General features: G+C 42.6%; 12 protein-coding genes. 1 reads left to right on the top strand and 11 read right to left on the bottom strand.

Features of this window, described 5'->3' with window-relative positions; translation table 11 throughout:
- Window positions 1–252 precede the first annotated feature (252 nt).
- Window positions 253–2,331, bottom strand: coding sequence for a recombinase family protein (locus tag AC1S52_RS17600; RefSeq protein ID WP_482030345.1), 2,079 nt, complete (start codon window positions 2,329–2,331; stop codon window positions 253–255).
- Between the two features lie 360 nt (window positions 2,332–2,691).
- On the opposite strand from AC1S52_RS17600, the gene AC1S52_RS17605 reads away from it, so the two are divergent.
- On the top strand, window positions 2,692–4,146 hold the full coding sequence (locus AC1S52_RS17605; RefSeq protein ID WP_482030346.1) for a proton extrusion protein PcxA: 1,455 nt from the start codon (window positions 2,692–2,694) through the stop codon (window positions 4,144–4,146).
- A gap of 259 nt (window positions 4,147–4,405) precedes the next feature.
- Here AC1S52_RS17605 and AC1S52_RS17610 read toward each other — a convergent pair whose 3' ends face one another.
- From AC1S52_RS17610 to AC1S52_RS17655, 10 genes are all read right to left on the bottom strand, one after another.
- Window positions 4,406–4,822 carry a putative toxin-antitoxin system toxin component, PIN family gene (locus AC1S52_RS17610; RefSeq protein ID WP_482030347.1) on the bottom strand — a complete coding sequence of 139 codons (417 nt, stop codon included), beginning with the start codon at window positions 4,820–4,822 and terminating at the stop codon, window positions 4,406–4,408.
- Window positions 4,819–5,046: a ribbon-helix-helix domain-containing protein gene (locus AC1S52_RS17615; protein WP_482030348.1), complete on the bottom strand. Its 228-nt coding sequence runs from the start codon at window positions 5,044–5,046 to the stop codon at window positions 4,819–4,821. Before AC1S52_RS17615 ends, AC1S52_RS17610 begins: the two co-directional genes overlap by 4 nt.
- 900 nt (window positions 5,047–5,946) lie before the next feature.
- Window positions 5,947–6,153, bottom strand: coding sequence for an AAA family ATPase (locus tag AC1S52_RS17620; protein ID WP_482030349.1), 207 nt, complete (start codon window positions 6,151–6,153; stop codon window positions 5,947–5,949).
- Window positions 6,154–6,173: 20 nt separating this feature from the next.
- Window positions 6,174–6,674: an ASCH domain-containing protein gene (locus AC1S52_RS17625; protein ID WP_482030350.1), complete on the bottom strand. Its 501-nt coding sequence runs from the start codon at window positions 6,672–6,674 to the stop codon at window positions 6,174–6,176.
- Window positions 6,664–8,181: a GNAT family N-acetyltransferase gene (locus tag AC1S52_RS17630; RefSeq protein WP_482030351.1), complete on the bottom strand. Its 1,518-nt coding sequence runs from the start codon at window positions 8,179–8,181 to the stop codon at window positions 6,664–6,666. The genes AC1S52_RS17625 and AC1S52_RS17630 overlap by 11 nt, the downstream gene beginning before the upstream one ends.
- A gap of 393 nt (window positions 8,182–8,574) precedes the next feature.
- Complete coding sequence (locus AC1S52_RS17635) at window positions 8,575–10,749, bottom strand: dynamin family protein (RefSeq protein ID WP_482030352.1); 2,175 nt, start codon at window positions 10,747–10,749, stop codon at window positions 8,575–8,577.
- Between the two features lie 13 nt (window positions 10,750–10,762).
- Window positions 10,763–12,952 carry a dynamin family protein gene (locus AC1S52_RS17640; protein WP_482030353.1) on the bottom strand — a complete coding sequence of 730 codons (2,190 nt, stop codon included), beginning with the start codon at window positions 12,950–12,952 and terminating at the stop codon, window positions 10,763–10,765.
- Window positions 12,953–13,029: 77 nt separating this feature from the next.
- Window positions 13,030–14,793 carry a hypothetical protein gene (locus AC1S52_RS17645; protein ID WP_482030354.1) on the bottom strand — a complete coding sequence of 588 codons (1,764 nt, stop codon included), beginning with the start codon at window positions 14,791–14,793 and terminating at the stop codon, window positions 13,030–13,032.
- Between the two features lie 18 nt (window positions 14,794–14,811).
- Window positions 14,812–15,882, bottom strand: a complete 1,071-nt coding sequence (locus AC1S52_RS17650; protein ID WP_482030355.1) for a M48 family metallopeptidase — start codon at window positions 15,880–15,882, stop codon at window positions 14,812–14,814.
- A gap of 309 nt (window positions 15,883–16,191) precedes the next feature.
- Window positions 16,192–17,187, bottom strand: a complete 996-nt coding sequence (locus AC1S52_RS17655) for an SDH family Clp fold serine proteinase (RefSeq protein WP_482030356.1) — start codon at window positions 17,185–17,187, stop codon at window positions 16,192–16,194.
- Between the last annotated feature and the right edge of the window lie 113 nt (window positions 17,188–17,300).

The raw sequence follows: 17,300 nt of genomic DNA on the forward strand, positions 1-17,300 counted from the left end.
TTTGGTTGGAGTGTAACCCAATGGGTCATTCACTGAATGAATTCGTGAGTGCTTATGCAAGAGAAGCTTACCTACCAGTTTGACAAGCCGCTGTTTGATGGTCTATCTGGCGTTGCTCATGAGTATTTATTCTGGCAAAGTGACGCCGTCGCGATTAACCTTTGACCAAAATTGCTGCTATTCACTGGTCGTTTATGATTTTCCCTAAGGTCTTCCACCCTCATACATTGATCATCTCGGCATATTGGTGAACTATTTGTTTGGCACGAGGGGAACTGCGGCATTGACCAGAGATAGCAGAATCCCGGTTTGCTCCTGTCCGTTGGTTGCCAGGTCGCTGTGGCAGAGGTAAACCCGTTCCTGCGATCGCCCCAACAGGTCTAGCAAAATTCGGCGCAGGCGGCGCTCATTGGATTCCATCACCTCTGCGGCTGTCAAAGCCCGTCCAGACCACTCTTGCAGGAACAGGGGCGCACCAAACAGCGCATCAATACCCGTCAGCCAACGGGGAGAACCGGCATCCAGCCAGAACTGCCAGCGATGGGTCCGCCGATTGGAACGGTACTGAAACACCGTTGCCAGGGTGATTGCATTACTGGCTGCTCCAATCGGACGCACCGGGTAGGGGTTCGCCGTAATCGTGCCACTGTTCAACAGTTGGATGAATCGGCTGACAGTCATATAGGCAGGTGATTCATACCGTTCCCGACTCCTGAGCCTGCCGCTGACCTCCCAGTAATGCTGGGCGACCTCAATCAATTGACGCAGGGCAGAAAGCTGATCAAACGGTAGAGACCCTCCCCCAAACAAAAAAGACTGAATTGCCCGGTCTAGTAGCGAAACCGCATTCGGAATCAGGCGTTGCTCCAGTTGAGCCTGTTGGGTTGCAATCCACTGCACGATCTCCTCGTAGGCAGTTGTCACCTGATAACCCAGCCGATCCCAGCGAGGAAACGTGCTGGCAGGCAACAGGCGGGGTGTTTCCGGGTGGGGAACGAAGCAGTAGTCGGCAATCAACCCAGCACGGACAGGGTCGATCGCAGACAGTACCACCAGCATTTCGGCTACCCCATCCCGATTAACTAACCGCCCCAAGCCGGGATAAACCAGGGTAAGCAGGGTGAGCAGGGCACGGATGATGGGAGAACTGGTGAGGGGACGCTGATCGTTGAGGGACTCCACCGGAATCTGATGCTGGGTCAAAATGTTGCTGAGGCTGTAGCGGGCGATCGCATCCAAGCCGGGACCAATGATGGCAATTTCCTTCGGCTCGATTTGCCCCTGCTGAATTGCCTCCACAATCACCGCCGCTGTCCACTGTAGAAGCTGGGCACGGGAGGTCGTCTGGATCGTTTGCACGGCTTCAGGCAGGCTGGCAAGGAAGATGGGGTCTGTCACCAGTTCGACCACAGAGGTTCCTAGCTCCTCTGCCAGGGAAGGAACCGGGCGCTCCGTCAATTCTTCTACCTGGCAGCGTTCCGCCAGACCCGCCAGGTAACTGGGATCTGCCCCCAAGCCTAAACGGACGGCTCCATCTGGATTGTAGGTGAATGCCGCCGCCGCCCCCGCATCCAGCATTGCCTCAAATAGGGTGCGGGCGATCGCGGGGTACTCGTCCAGGTCATCTGCCAGGATAAGCCGATAGCGCTGTACCAGATGCTCCCGGTACGTAGGGTGAGGTAACAGATGTTGCCCGTACAATCCGGCAAGGATGCCATAGGTCAACAACCCCCGCTCCAGACACCAAGTCTGCCAGCGTTGCAGCATTTCACCTACTTGCTCTGGCGGGATGGGGATCTCGTCCGACTGTCCTCCGAACCCCTGTTCTAAAATGTAGGGAATGTCCTGAATCGGAATTTCAGCCAGGGCTGCCAGTTGCAGCAGATCCAGCGATCGCCTTACCAGCCGCGAGGCAATCAGACTGGATTGTTGGGCAATGACCGGGTCTAGCTCTGGTTGCCAGAGCTGGCTGGCAAGGTCCTGTTCATTCTCTGGAGCTAACCGCAGAGGAAATTGCGCTTTCAGGTCTAGCTGCTGAATCAACAGGGGCCAAAACAGCATCACCTCATCCTGAAAGAACCCCAACGGGGTTGTAGAGTGGAACGGATAGCGACTCTGGATTGCAGCCGTCAGACGATCAGCCAGTTCAATCCGGTTGTCGCCAATGGCAGCAAAGACCAGCACGCCCCCTTTGTCTCTCTGCCGCTCTGCGTCTCCACTGCCCTGAACCTCCCCCCCATCCTGCTGAACCCACTCCCGAAATATTCCCACTAACCGGCTTGTTTTGCCGCTCCGGGAAGGTCCTGTAATCCAGACGGGTTCACCGCTCACCAGATGCTCTCTCCTCAATGGTTCTCTTGAATGGTTCTGTGATGACTTTAGTTAGGATGGCTAGTGGTCGGCAAGAATTATTTTGGAATTTTCAACCCCTGAATAATCACCCCTTTCCTAGCCCAGACTCACAAACACAAAGTTGACAAACCACCAGGGATAGTGGATTCAGTGATGCCGCAGCCGGTAGAGGAGGGTTAAACCGTCCGCGCTCCAAGTGTATAGAATTATCAGTAAACCCGTTCCTACCCAATTCTTGAACCTGAACGCTTGAGCGCAACTTTAATTTCTGTCCCAAGTACCCTAAGAATCTAGAGTACACTTTATTTTCAAGTGTTGGATCTATTCAAGCCTGTTGCTATGACTTCATTCTGGACGAGAGCCAATCGGCAATTGCAGACTGTGAGACAGTGGTATGAGAGAACGCCAGAAAGGGCGCTTGACCAGGCATACGATGCAGCGTTAACGATTCAGGCGATCGAGGATGAACATTTTGGCGGTAACCGAATTCTTAATAGCTCCGGTCAATATAGTGAAAACACCTTTGCCTACTTTCAGACTGAATTAAAGAAATATCTTAAAATTGCCGAAATTCGGTTATCAGAGTTTAAAGCAAGTCGCTTCTTCTTTAACTTAACCGACCCCTCTGCAAGCGCTCGTCCTGCCCGTAATGGAATGGTTGACCGGGATCAGGCGACTATTATTCTGGAAAAGCTTAAATTCATTGATACCACGATTGAACGGTACAAGCCCAAAGAACCAACCTCCTTATCGCTCGTACCTGTTTCGCAGGGAGATGGGAGGAATCCAATCCCATCTCCCTATCTGTCCTCAGAAATGGAAGGGAAGAAACCCTCCTACTCTCCCGAACTAATTTCTGAAGACGACTCTATTCTGGATAAAACAGGGGTTTTACCGCGATCGATTTTAGGGACACTTAACCGAATTAAACGTGATTTGGATCCCAATTCTGAACCTCAGGTAGTTCAAAGTTTTCGCAATACAAAAGCAAAAACCCTGATCTCTATTCGATTTCTTTTGCTGTTGATAATTGTCCCGCTTTTAACCCAGCAACTAACCAAAGTTTTTATTATCAGTCCCATTGTCGATCGCCTTAGGCAACCTGACCAGGCTCAAGTATTTCTCAACTATGAGCTTGAGGAACGGGGACTTGAGGAATTGCGAATTTATGAGGATAGACTGCGGTTTGACAGCATGATTGGCAGATCCCCTCGGTTGACCGAAGCCCAGGCAAGAGAATGCCAGGTCGAATTAGCGATTCGAGAGGAAAATGCGGGCTTCAATCCTCCGGTTGACTGGGAAGGAACCGTTGGGCAACCAAATGTTCCCGTTAGACTTTCTACCCAGCAGGTGCGGGAGTGCCTGGTGAAAGAACGGGCAGACGAACTGGCTCAACAAAACTACCAGGACGGGTCAAATGCGATCGCCAATGTTTTCGCAGATGCTTTCTCTCTGATTGCCTTTGCCATTGTCATGCTGACCAACCAGAAAGAGTTAGGGGTGCTCAAGTCGTTCCTGGATGAAACCGTCTATGGCTTGAGTGACAGCGCCAAGGCATTTATTATCATTCTGTTCACTGACATGTTTGTGGGGTTTCACTCGCCTCACGGCTGGGAGGTCTTGCTAGAAGGGGTCGCCAGACATTTTGGCTTACCCGCCAACCGGGACTTTATCTTTCTGTTTATCGCCACGTTCCCAGTCATCCTGGACACGATCTTTAAGTACTGGATCTTCCGCTACCTCAACCGCATCTCACCGTCTGCCGTGGCGACGTATCGGAATATGAACGAGTAATTCTGGGGTGAGGAGGGAGGGGTAAAGGGTGGGGAGAGTTGTTAGTTGTTAGTTGTTAGAAGGGGGGCAGTGGTCAGTAGATAGAGCTTACTAAAAAAGCTACTTACTCTTTCAATTATGAAAAGCCAGCTAACGATTGAGTTCAGCGGCGGCTAATAACCTGTGCATATCCTCCGACCATCTTTATCCCGCCGCTGCAACGATTTGTTAGCCCGGTGCGATCTCTGCCGACCATCTCCATGCCTAGCCAGAAACAGTTTTACTCCGGCTCAGTGCCAAACTGCTCTTCATAAGCTTCAAATTCCGAAGGGGCAAGAATATCAATATCGCCAAACTTTTTCAGAATCAGTAGATCCTTATCGCCAGTAATGATACAAGCTGCTTTACCCGTAAGTGCCGTCGCCAGAACCATATCATCTTCAGGATCGCGACACACATTACTTTCCGGTGGAGTTGGGTCAACTAGCCTCATCCTAGGGCGTAAAAGCACTTCAACTGCGGCTGCATCTGCGTCAGAGTATTTAAATTTCCCTATTAACTTTTCTCTCAATTCATTAAGAATAAATTCTGAAGTGATGACAGAATGTACCCGTAAGCATTGCTCGACAAGGGTATGACAAAATCCTTTGGCAATAAAGGCAGCAATCAGAACGTTGGTATCCAGCACTACGTTCATGACACTAGCTCAAAAATATCGTCATCCGTATAGGGAGTCTGCGCTTTCTGCATCAGTTGGGCGCGTAACGCTCGAAATTGACGAATGAACAGGTAGTCTTGAATAGCAGCTTGAACCAAATTCTCTGCGGAAATACCTTCAGTTTGAGTGAGATTGTCAAGAGTTGCCTTGAGTTCTGGGGTCAATGTGATCGTCAGGATATCTTCCATACAGTTAGGCATCATTACTCTACATTATTAGTAAATTTTAACAAACTCAAGATAGCTTATTTACCCAGAGCCTCTGTCGAGAGCAATCAGGTTTAATAGAGAATAATTGCATCAAATCGGGTCAGTCTAAATGCGTGGGTTTAATCGGCAACATTGGCTAATTCCCCTGGTAGCAGTAGTTGTTATCTTTGTTACAGATGCCCGGAGTATTCTCATCAATCTCTTAACAGCGGATAAACCTTTGTCTCTGCGGGAGCTATTTCTATCACCGTGGCGACGTATCGGAATATGAACGAGTAATTCTGGGGTGAGGAGGGAGGGGTAAAGGGTGGGGAGAGTTGTTAGTTGTTAGTTGTTAGAAGGGGGGCAGTGGTCAGTAGATAGGGCTTACTAAAAAAGCTACTTACTCTTTCAATTATGAAAAGCCAGCTAACGGCTCCGTTCACCCGCCGCAAACAAGCTCTCGAACTCAACCAGCCGACTTGATACGGTCGGATGCAACGGAATTGTTAGACCGTTCGGTACAAGCTTGCATCACTATTCCAGCCATGTCTATGTCTAAACTAATAAACTTTCAATAAAAGTGAATATCTTGTCTTTGTCCTCAGTGGGATTACTCATTAAATAAGGAATGCTTAATTTATCCCTAATGTATTCAGCATAAAGGATTTCCTGTTCCTGAAAAGACTTCAACAAAGACAAATCGTGTCTGATACTATCCCTTGAATTTAAACGAGCATAAATATTTTCAGGTTTGTCAATCAAGACAAGAATTGCGCTAGGGGCGATGCCCTCATAAGTTGAGTACGGAATTCTAGTGATTTCATTATCCTTGTTTAAAAGACAGAAATGTCCATCGAGTAAATACCAATTTGTAGTGTTGAAGTATTTATTTAACGCTACTACCAGATAGTCTTAATTCCCAGCTATATTTTCAACTTGTTTACTCCGAAGATGCTCCTCTTCTTTCTCTTTGGCAATCAAATTACTTGCCGAAAAATGTTCAATGCTAAATCTAACTACTAGATCATTGCAAAGTGTTGTTTTACCAACGCCGTGTACTCCGGCGACAAAAATTATTCTACGCTTTTCCAAATTATTTACCTCTTGAAAAGCCGACAAAGATAGTGGTTTAGCTGAATTCAGTACGATGTTAGTAAATTTAACTGTTCACCCAACCGTTCCTCTTGCATTAGTTCATTTCTTCCCTTTTGAAGCGCATCAAGCCACTCAACTGGCACATACCAATCCTCACGCCAATTGATTGTGGCTTGTGGTGGTACAAATCCCGGACAAAGTTTCTGCATTTGTTTTAGAGATAATGCAGTAAAGGAAAAGCTCTGATGTATTAAAGTGCCGTATGCAAATTCACAGTTCTCAAAATAAATGTCATAGAATTCTTTGTCTACACCCATAATTTGGTGATACTGATTCCACATTTTAGAAGGAGGTAAGGATATAGTCTTATCCGCTATAAAGCCTCCTTTTATAACAGAATTAGGAGTAGTTTCATATAGAAGAACAAGATCGCCTAATTCCATACCGATTGGGCGCTTTCTTAACTCAATCTTCTTGGTGCCAGCAATAATACATTCAGCATAAACCTGTTTGATACTGAGTGCTTTAATATGCTTATCCTGCATAAATACCTCCAAGTTCAACGGCTCTTCTATAACGTTCTAAGGAAATACTATGCATGGTTTGTGGTGTTCCATTCAGGACACCATTGCTTAATAAGTCACCTCGACTGATTGCTTGACGAAGTGGCATTAGGAAATCAAACTCAACAGCGTGTCGAGTTTGTACTTCTCCGCCGATCTGCTCTAATGTAAGAACGCCTCTTATACCTAAATCACTGTAGAGTTGAGCAGGTGTGCCAATATATCGATTGACAATTCTGGCGATCGCTACAACACCGGATATAGGACGGCTAGCATAAAACAATATCGATGCCCCTCTCATATCATCTTGAATACAAGTAGGCTTGCCGTAATAAACTGTCTTGCCAGCTTGAAATATTTGAATTAGAAACTGAGGACGAATTGGTATAACGTAAGCCGTTCGAGGGGTATAGATTGATTCTGCCGGATATGTCAAATTGAGCCAGGAATGAAAAGAGCAACGATGAACAGAATTTGCATCTGAGTCTAGTAACTCAATAGTTGCATCGTTGTATTGAATCTGTGTGACTTCCTTTCTACCTTCAGGATCATAAGAAGACCCAATAATCGATGGAAATAAATATTTCGCCTTATTTATAACATCTAAATTGTTTGTATCAGGATCATAAAATAGCAGCTTCGTTAAAAACCATTCTGGTTGATGAGCTTCGCGTTCGTATATCTCACGCCCTATACCTTCTACCCAAAAGCCATAACGTTCAAAGAATGGAATAAGCTCAACTCTAGCTGTAGTAACAAAAGCTCTTCTAATTCTCTCTGATTTCCACTGTTCAAAGCAGGTTAAAATCAGGTTTCTCCCAATACCACTGCGTCGAAAATCTTGATAAACATAGAGAGTTGATAATTTAGCTATTCCACGACTTTTAGGTTTCCAAATTGCAACGCCAATCGCGTGTCTATCTCTGTAAGCTACATTGAAGACAGTACTTGAATCGCTCATCGTTCTGTCTAGCCATTGAGGGAAACCAGGATAGAGAGGAGATAGTTCACTATCAAGCATCCTAACTAACTCAGTCTCACGTCTAAATTCACTACCGCTTAACTTTTTCACTCCAAATGCAGCAACAACAGACTCAAACGAGTCTCCCTCAATATCTCTTCGTCCCCCAACCAGTTCTGAGAAATCGTCGAAAATTACAGCACGATAAAGTTTATTTACAAAATCTTGTAATTCTTGTTGACTAGGGAACCTAAACCACTCAATACCAGGTGCCTCTGAGACATGGTATCCCTTCGCTGTCAACTGAGAATGAATTATTGACTCTACACGCTCGTCTGGAATTTTAATTGCACCTAATAAATAAGGCTCTTCTGGATGCGAGGTTCTGATCTGTGCACGTATACGCTGCCATGCCAAGTCCGTAGGATCAGCATCAATACTTCCAGAGGTTCTACCAATTTTTACCCTCGGGTGCTCTCTTAAATATGAAGGAAATGAATAAATGTAAAGAACGACCTGGGTTTCCATAACTTAGTTGGACTGACTACAAGCTGCCCCAGCCTACTGTGCAGGAATAAACAAAGGGGTTAGTGGGTTATTATAGCCAACTCACGGGCTTTAGGCGCAATCGCCCCCGCAACAATTTCCAAACAACGCCCGAACTAAAAACTTACGCCTACTTGAGTATCGCAACTTACAGGCAACCTTTCGCTACACACCCCAACAAGAGAATTGTCGGTCTAACGTTGCCCATCACCCGCCGCAGATAACCTTTGCATCATAACCGATCAACTTTCGGCGGTCGGTGTGCATGGGCGTTGTTAGCTTGCCTGGTTGACTCAGCAACGGTTTAGTACTTGTACTTTTACTTGTCTAGTTTTTGCCTCAAAACTATCTAGGACAAAATACAAACTGCCAAACTTAGACACTTTCACTACTCAGTTGATCCGCTTTCATCACAACATCAAGCAACTTTTGTTTCAAAGGATCAAGATTTTCTTGCACCATCTTGATCAAAAGTTCTGCCTTCTGTTTACTCCGACGAGCTTCAAGAGCAATTAAAAGAGGAAGTGCAACTAGGAAAACTACCCCTGCACCAATAACTTGACCTGTTAGAGCAACACCCTGCCAACGCAGGATAAAAACAACGAGAACAACTAAAGCAATTACTATAGGGATATATAGAAGAAATCCTTTGTTGCCCGGAATTTCCAGTTTGTCTAATCGCAGTTGCTCGATAGTACTTTGAAAACTGTCTCCTAGTGAAGGATTTACCCGCTTTAGGTTTCGCAACCAAGCTCCATTATAATGGCTACTCATAGACCACTTGTCTACTTCAGACTGAATGACTGAGTTGAGCCACGTTAAGTCTACCGACCCACTGCTTGCTATTTCTCGACGAATACGGTTTTCAAGGATATCCCAAAAAGTTTGCCATTGTGCAGAAAATTCTGATTCCCAACTCATCTTGAGTTCTCCTTTAATTTTTTCCCTAATATTGTTGATCCCACTCTGAAATTGTTCACACCAATCAACTAGAGCACCGTAACCTTGTAGAAGCTGCTGTGCTGTTTGATAATCTAGATTGTAAATAGAGGGGGTATATGAATCGCTATAAGAGGCAAGGAGCCGATCAACCTCTTCAACATACTGACTTGCCTTCGCATAGAGTATTGCCAACATTCCACGAGATGCCTGTTCGATGGAGTCGGCAGCTCTTTTCTTTGCATCCTCCTCTAAGAAGTTTCTACGAAACCAACCTTTTACTCCAGTCCCTGTTGCATTACCTAATTCTGGAATTGGTACGCTATAAGAACTGATAGTGAAATCGGGAATCTCCACAGGCGTTTGAATTACAGCAATTTTAACTTTTTGGTGTACCTGCCGAGCATAGTCTGAGATTGCTTTAGAAAAGCAGTTTTTCAGATTGGTTGACCAATCGGAAGAGGTGTTCATTATTTGTTTGGCATTTTGAACACAATCATTAATAAAAGAGTCTCCTAACTTATAAATCTCACTATACACTTGACTAACATGTAAGCGATCTTCTGCAACTTGGTTTCTTAGGCTAGCTAGCTCTTTAACATAAGTTCTCTCTTGTTCTTGCTTTAAGAACTGAACATTAGGTTCTAGTTCAGCAAGTTGCGTATTTAATATTGAACGAGCCTTGAATAGATGATTATTCAAAATCCCTAATCTAGAAATAATTGCCATCTTCTCACAAGCTGGTGTATTAAGCAGCACTTCCAACCATCGCTGAAATGCAATAAGATCTCCAAAATAGTTCTCGTCAAGTAAGTTATCTGCTCTTGCTTCTAAGGTGGTTTTCGCATCTGCCGTAAAAAGACATAAGCGATCAACGAGAGGATTCTCTAACCCTACAAGAGTTGCTTCTGCCCATTCAAAAAGTACATCTCTATCTTCTTGTTCGGTTAAACCTAAGCGGTTTATGACAAAAACAATATTGCCATCAAGGAGCTCATGAATTTCTCTTGCAGCTTCCTTTTCAACTTCCGATAACAACTTATCAGCCAGTAAGATCATAATAACTAAATCTGATTTTTCAACCTCCTGATAAGTTCTTGCATTTAGAAGCGAAGTATCTTCCAAACCTGGAGTATCAACAAATACACAGCATTGGTTACAGAAGAAAAAGGGAAACTTTATTCTAACTTCTTCAATTCCCTCTGGAGGCTCTGAGCTGCCTTCTGAAAGGTCAAGTAAAATATATTTATCTAGATTGCTGAAGGCGATTTCTTGCTCAGAAAAATCACCATTTGAAGTCTTTAAAGAAATAGTTGCTGATGGTTGAGAAGCGTAGCTAATCTTAGTAACAACGCCTGTAGCACGATTGACTCTTGATGGGACGACTCTAGAACCGAGCAAAGCATTAAGAAAGGTTGATTTTCCTGCCTTAAAAACTCCTAAAAGAGTAATATGTATTTTCTCTCTTTGAAGAACTGTACGAAATTCCAAAACAGGTTGAATAAGTTCCTTCGCTTCCTTTGGTATTCCATTATCAGGTAAGTCAACAAAGTAAGTATCTAAAGAACTTAGATAAGAACCTGGTGCAAGAGAATTGTATGGAGAATTCATCTTTCAAATTCTCCTAGACATTTACTTGTATTTGCGTAAAAGAGATTTCATCTCCTAAGAGCTTAGCGACCTCAGCAGGAGTTTTCCCAGAAGCTTGACCAGCAATGTAAAAAAGTTCAGCCAGCTTGCGCGAGATGGCGTCTAGACGCATCTTTTCCTGCTCAGCAGAAAAACTCTCCTGCCGCATTTCCTCAATTAGTTGGTGCTGTCTTGTTCTGATCTGATCGATTTCCGCTTGTAGCTTATCAGTAAGATGCCTTGCACTGGAGTTGAATTGTTGCTGAACCTTTTGACGGATGGCATCTTGTTGTTTTGCCATTTCAGTGGGCAAGGTGGCATGAACCTTCTCCCCGATTGTATTCAATAAGCGATCCTTAAAGCTACTTTGTTGAATGCCCATGTGAATTAACTCAAGAATGGCATACACAATAAACCCAACGATAGGAGTTGCGATTGAAGAAACCACACCGAAAATGAAGAGATCGGTCAAACTCCTCATGAGAAAACTACCCCAATTGCCTCCACCCATAAGAGTACCTGTCAAACCGCTTGGATCGAGGAAAAGGACATTCACAAAGCCTTGAACAGCTTTGCTAAATTTACCTTTTTCAGTATCTAACTCATAACTCCCTAAAAGCTTTCCGGTCGAGAATATACTATTTACCTGAGCTAATCCCTTCTGAAAGTCCTCAAGTTTGATCTCTAGCTCAGCTTTCATCCTTTCAGTATCTTCTTGAATCAAGGTTGGAATTTGTTCAGCCCATTGGCGTAGCTTTTCTTGAAGATATTTGTCAACCTCTCGCTCAATGACAGTTTTAATTTTCTCTTTGGCTCCACCAGAAACGCTAGATTTTAAAATAGTCCAAAAACCAACTTCATCAATATTCATGAGAGTTTTGGAGTCAGTATCCCATGTATCTTTCAATTCATTTACAAAAAGCATTAGGTTTCCGAATAGTTTGCCTCCAATGACTTCACCAAAACGACTTATTGTTGTTTCAATTTTTAGCTTTTCATTTTCTAATTCTTTCAGTTTCTCTTCGGCTAGCATCCGATTCTTCTCTAGTAAAGCAATCGGTTGTTCCACCCTTATTTTCTCGTCATCAATTGCATCACGAGAAGTCTGAATGATTCCATGTAGTTTTTTTAGAGTTTCTTCCAATGCAACAGCATCTTTAGCATCACTAGTCAAAAAAATCTCTAATTCCTTCTCTAAGGCAGGAACTCCAGAGTCATTTAGTTGAGTCGTAGCTTCAGAACCAGAGATTTTTGCATCTAAGGCTCCCTTGGCATTAACGAAAAAGACCCGCCTTTTATAAAGATCTTCGTCAAATTGACCATTCTTATCAAAAAAATGATGTCTAAGTTTAATACATACCCAGTCTTTTACTTCATCAACGCCTTCCTCATCTTCAATGCGGTTGATATAATTAACAACAAAGAAAACGTTTTCAAGGCGACCTGAGCCTAATTTGGTTTCAATAAATTCTACTTCTTTATCTCCCAGGATTTGAGTGGCATTAAGCACAAAAATTACAGCTTGAGATTTTTCCAAATAGCCTGTAGAGAGTTTTGTGCGGCTTGCTTGTTCTCCTAATCCTGGCGAATCAATCAACCTGACCCCATTCTCGCATAAAGTGTTTGAGCATTCTATTAGCGCATACTCGATATCTTTAAACCTATCTAAATAACCTTCTTTATCAAGAAGTTCGATGTCTTGTATTGTTAGTTTAAATTCTTGTGTAAAATCATCCCAGGATAAGTTTCGAGGTGTGTCTTTTCCTGTTTCATAGATCAGTACATTCTTGCTACTGCCATAAACTAAAACAGTAATAATAGCAGTTGTAGGAGTTGCTTTTGCAGGTAGAGTTTTAGTACCAAGAATTGCATTAAGCAGAGTACTCTTGCCCTGTTTAAACTCGCCAAGAACAATTACCTTAAAAATGCCTTGACGTATGTCATGAGCATACTTAGACAAATTTTCTGACTCATTTAAGAGGTTTAAGCCAGATTGATTGAATACTCCACCGAGCTTTAGATTAACTGTACTGCTTTGTTTACTGCCTATAAGAACAGCACTATCTTCTAAAACAGAAGCAAGAGTAGAAATCTTGGCTTTAATGCGATTGTACCCTTGAGTGCCGTGATCCTGCTGCAATTCGGAAGAGACAGGGTTGTTGGTCGAGGCTTGCTGAGAAGTCATGACAATATCTCCTTATAAACTGCTTAATAGTCATCAATTAAATTCATTACCAATTGAAGATTTTGTATCGGCTTTGTTTATTGCATCGCGGCTAAGCCCTCTCTCAAAGCAGGAATCGTAACATTTAGTAAATGCTCTATTTTTTTTTCATTAGCTTTTATCTCTTGATATGATTCTAAAGATTGTTCTAGGACTGAACGGACCCTTACAATTCCCGTATTATATAAATTTGTTGTCTCTACTTTTAATTTATCGGTGAGTTCTGTAAATTCAGACTGAATTTGTTGTTTGATGAAATTTTCTAAATCTAGAATTGCCTCATCAACTGAGTTGAGAATTGCCTGCTTATCCGCTGCATCCATACCTTTTTTATTAAGAATGCGGATAATCTGCCCGGAGCCGATCGCACCAAGACCTAGTGGTAAATTAGTAATCAGTAGAAGGAATCCACTTAACTGTAATCCTGTAGCTACTAGACCTACTTGATTCTTACTTCTTTTAGGCATTAGGAAATTGCTTAAACTAGCTGGGAGCACATTAAATTCATCCAGCAAATTTGAAAAATCAATTTCCTCATCTATGATTAGTGCTTTCAAATCCTCTTCAACTGTAGATCTAATCTGTTTAACCTCATTCAAAAGTTTATTCTTGATTTCAAGCAGTTGTGATTGAAAGAACTCTCCCCATACAGCCTCAAGGTATCCAGGTAAATGTTTTTTGATGAACGTAACATTTTCCATAGGCACAACTTCTTTGGAAATCTGTTTTTGCAGCGCTCGACTAAAACCTTCAATGTCTTGGAACAGTTCTTCCTTAAGTAATGTATTCAAATATAGTTCTATCTTGTTGTGAGAGCTTTGAATTCGCTTCTGAATCCAATGATTCTGCTGCTCAATTTTGTTTAATGCTTTTCGGATGTCTGTCTCGCTAACTAAGAGAATAGCTTTCTGGCTATTAGCTCTTGCTGCTATGTGTTGAAGACATATCTCTATTGCTTGCTGTATGGCAGAGGCTTTCAGTGAAGGTTGCCTTTCAATTAGATCAGATTGAATCAGGTTATGTAAGGTTGAATAGTTGCTATCGGACAAGGGATTACCCACTTCCATCGCTTTTCGAGCTTGAATTGCAGAGAATTCCAATAACAAAGGCTGGCTTTCAAAGGTTCCCAGAAAAGTTCTGACCAATTCAGATATTGATGAACGCTCATCATCAGGCACTAGATCGATGTGATTTAGGACAATCGTTACTCTTTCCAACCCAAAGTTTGGTTGCAAAATCTCCTTAATAAACTGCCGTTCGCGCTCAGCCAATAGTGCTGTTGATCTTAAAATCAAAAACACGTAATCAGATCTAAATAGTAGTTCTTTCCAGTCAATAACTGATCTTTCAACGCCGATATCTTCAATATGAAGATTGCAGTTTTTCAGAATTTTAAAGTTAGCTTTAATGTTGATTCTTGTGCAATCACTAGTTTCTTTACTTTTGTTGATTAAAAAAGATTTTAATTCCTCAAAAGGGATTGAGGCTCCATTTCTATCGCTATAATCAGCCTCTATACTCAATGTTTCTCCGTGACTAATATCTATACTCACTGCTGCTCGTGGTATTGAAGATGGCGGTAAAAAAACAGGTTGCTCTAAAAGAGAATTAGTAACAGAGAAGCGTCCTGTACCCGAAGAGCCAACTACTAAGAGTTGTAATTTGGATTTGCCAATCTGGTGTTTTATGGTTTTAAGCAAATCGCATGTTTCTAGATCCTCTAGAAAATTGGCAATAGATTCAATTTCCTGTAATAAACTTAGGATATTGTCATCGGACTTTGCTGCTACAGAAGTAGGCATGAGCTTCACTCCAAGTAGTTAGGGTTTAACAATGTTATTGACTTGCCGATTCAATTCATCTTGATTCAAAAGAACTTTCCCTGCTGGTCTTGGTTTTCCAGAGAGAGCATAGTAAAGTTCAGAGCTTGAAAAGAGCCTTAAAGCTTCAATACGCTTAGGAATCTCTGGGTGGCTGCTAAAAAACTCGTGCAACTCCGATAGCTGATGATATTTTCTTACTTCTTTAGCTTTTCGGAGATAGTCTTCAAGATCAACACGATCTACATCTGCGATGCCCGATACCAGACGTAACAAAGCTCTTTCAGCAACTTTAATATCATTACAACAGAGCAATCCTGCTCGGTCGGCTGTGATCTCAGAGCGACGTGACCATGCCATCAGTGGAAGCCCCGCTGTTGCCCTTAATATTCCGCCTAAAAAACCAAGTCCTCCTAGAGTCGCTTCAGTGAGGACTGTTACTAGAGTATGGTATACCATGTGACCAGAAGCAATATGTCCGCATTCATGACCAATTACAAAGCAAGCCTCTTCTTGCGTGTAGAACTGGCATAATCCGGTTGAAATATTAATGAACGCATATTCGTCAGTACCAGCAGTATATGCATTGAATAAAGCAATATCGTTGCGGGCAACTGCATGAGGTATTGGGATGCCTAAAGTCCTCGAACAATGAGATAAAACCTTAAACAGTTCGGGAAATGATTTTTGGTCAATAAAAATGCTGCTAGTGAGATCATGCCCAAATTGGAAACTAGTATACGCTTCAATAGCTTTATTAATAACTGCTTTGACTGGAGTAGCGTTTAGAGTTCGGAGAATCCATGAATCCACAGGATGAGCATACAAAGGTGTCGAGTCTGAACTAAAGACTGATCCTTTTGCATAGTGATCAATGTAGTCTTGAAAACCTAAGAAAGCTCGATCTGCATATTGAAAAGTCATGATTTTAATCCCAATAGAGAATAGAGTCTTTATCTTACATGCAGAATCCAAAAAACAAATGAGGCGGTTTTTGTATGTTTTTTTACAAAAAAGAGGGTGTCTTAACTCGATATGACTCACACTGTAAATTGTGTGGCTGAGTTTCATGGCAAAAACTCATTTTCTTTCAAGACTTGCAAATCTGTATCCTGAAACACAATATTGTTTAGAAAACTCGATTGGGAGCGTGAAACACGACAGACAAGTTCGGCATACCTGCCCTAGCCAGGGATTAAGGCAAGCTAACGTTCCTGCTGAGCGGCTGCAAGCAGCCTTTGCGATCCATCCAAGATCTCCTTCCAGTCCGCTCCAGCAGGATTGTTATGCCGCCTTAAGATTAAAGTAATTATAGTCATCCTCCCTATCTCTATTTTTTGGACAAAGACAATGGAGTAAATCACTCCTCAGATCTGTTTGCTACACATTGGTTAAAGATGATATTTGTGAGTTATTCTGAGTATTTGGTGTCAGCAAAACAGGTGAATCAATAGGTATTATATCTGCTGATATTGTCTGAGTATTAGAGATAGTAGAAGGTTCTAAAAGCTTAATTGTTGTCTGGGGACTAGTTTCTATCTCTTCGTCAGTCAAGCAGTGATGAAATAGATCTTCAACCACAATTCTTTCTTGCTCCGAAAACAAATCAACTTGTAAACCTAAGGCTTTTAGCTCATAGTAATCAATCACGTAGCCATGTGATGGATAGCCGTAAACCAGTTTTTGAATTACATCCCTTGTTTTTTCCGGACTCCAATTATCAAAATGCTGCAAAAGACGCTTACTGTATTCTTTGCTTACAGACAATGCACGGCTATAGTCACCCAGTTTCTTCAAGTCAAGCTTGGTGAAAAGAGGTCCACTCACAACCTGAACAAAATTTATTGCATGTTTAATACAGTCATCCACAATTAGCTCCGTCGATTGAGCCAGCATCTTAGCAACATCATGTAGAGTATCCTTTGAAAATGTTGTTAGCTCTTCGAGATTTTTGAAAGCATTTAGTGCAGATGTACGCTCTCCTTCACCTATATAAATTTGGGGATCGAGAGGTCCAAGTTGAGCCAATTCATCTAACACAATGTTATCTGCACCAATACACAGAAGAGTTGCTGCACTCTTTGCAAATAGAGGTACACAGGCATTTATTTTCTTAGTGTGCAATCGCAATATTTGAATAATGAGATAGGCTGCATCGCTCAAGCCACCAAAGGAATGAACAACTAAATCAAGATCTTCAAAGTACCTATTCTTTAAAACAGAACGAATTGCAAATGCATGTTTCCAAGTTAATTCCTCATTAGGCATGAGCAGAAAAATTGCTGGTCGCCCCCTAACATCCACAAAAGCTTGAAATGCTGGATGCATATTTTCACCTTCACGCTCAGGAGAAGTAGTCTCACTTCGGGCTTGCATAGTAAAACCTCCCTTATTCTCTTAGAGTTTTCTGGGTTTCTGATGAATTAGGATCTTGAGAGAGTACCTAAAAATCATATTGATTGAGAGGTGTGAGGAACTTGTGAGGTTGG

The sequence above is a fragment of the Kovacikia sp. CALU 1929 genome (assembly GCF_056784235.1).

What these genes read in the sequence shown, in the direction of transcription:
- AC1S52_RS17635 (WP_482030352.1), bottom strand. Translation starts at nt 10,749, where the DNA reads ATGAATTCTCCATACAATTCTCTTGCACCAGGTTCTTATCTAAGTTCT.
- AC1S52_RS17615 (WP_482030348.1), bottom strand. Translation starts at nt 5,046, where the DNA reads ATGATGCCTAACTGTATGGAAGATATCCTGACGATCACATTGACCCCA.
- AC1S52_RS17645 (WP_482030354.1), bottom strand. Translation starts at nt 14,793, where the DNA reads ATGCCTACTTCTGTAGCAGCAAAGTCCGATGACAATATCCTAAGTTTA.
- AC1S52_RS17640 (WP_482030353.1), bottom strand. Translation starts at nt 12,952, where the DNA reads ATGACTTCTCAGCAAGCCTCGACCAACAACCCTGTCTCTTCCGAATTG.
- AC1S52_RS17610 (WP_482030347.1), bottom strand. Translation starts at nt 4,822, where the DNA reads ATGAACGTAGTGCTGGATACCAACGTTCTGATTGCTGCCTTTATTGCC.
- AC1S52_RS17625 (WP_482030350.1), bottom strand. Translation starts at nt 6,674, where the DNA reads ATGCAGGATAAGCATATTAAAGCACTCAGTATCAAACAGGTTTATGCT.
- AC1S52_RS17655 (WP_482030356.1), bottom strand. Translation starts at nt 17,187, where the DNA reads ATGCAAGCCCGAAGTGAGACTACTTCTCCTGAGCGTGAAGGTGAAAAT.
- AC1S52_RS17650 (WP_482030355.1), bottom strand. Translation starts at nt 15,882, where the DNA reads ATGAAACTCAGCCACACAATTTACAGTGTGAGTCATATCGAGTTAAGA.
- AC1S52_RS17605 (WP_482030346.1), top strand. Translation starts at nt 2,692, where the DNA reads ATGACTTCATTCTGGACGAGAGCCAATCGGCAATTGCAGACTGTGAGA.
- AC1S52_RS17630 (WP_482030351.1), bottom strand. Translation starts at nt 8,181, where the DNA reads ATGGAAACCCAGGTCGTTCTTTACATTTATTCATTTCCTTCATATTTA.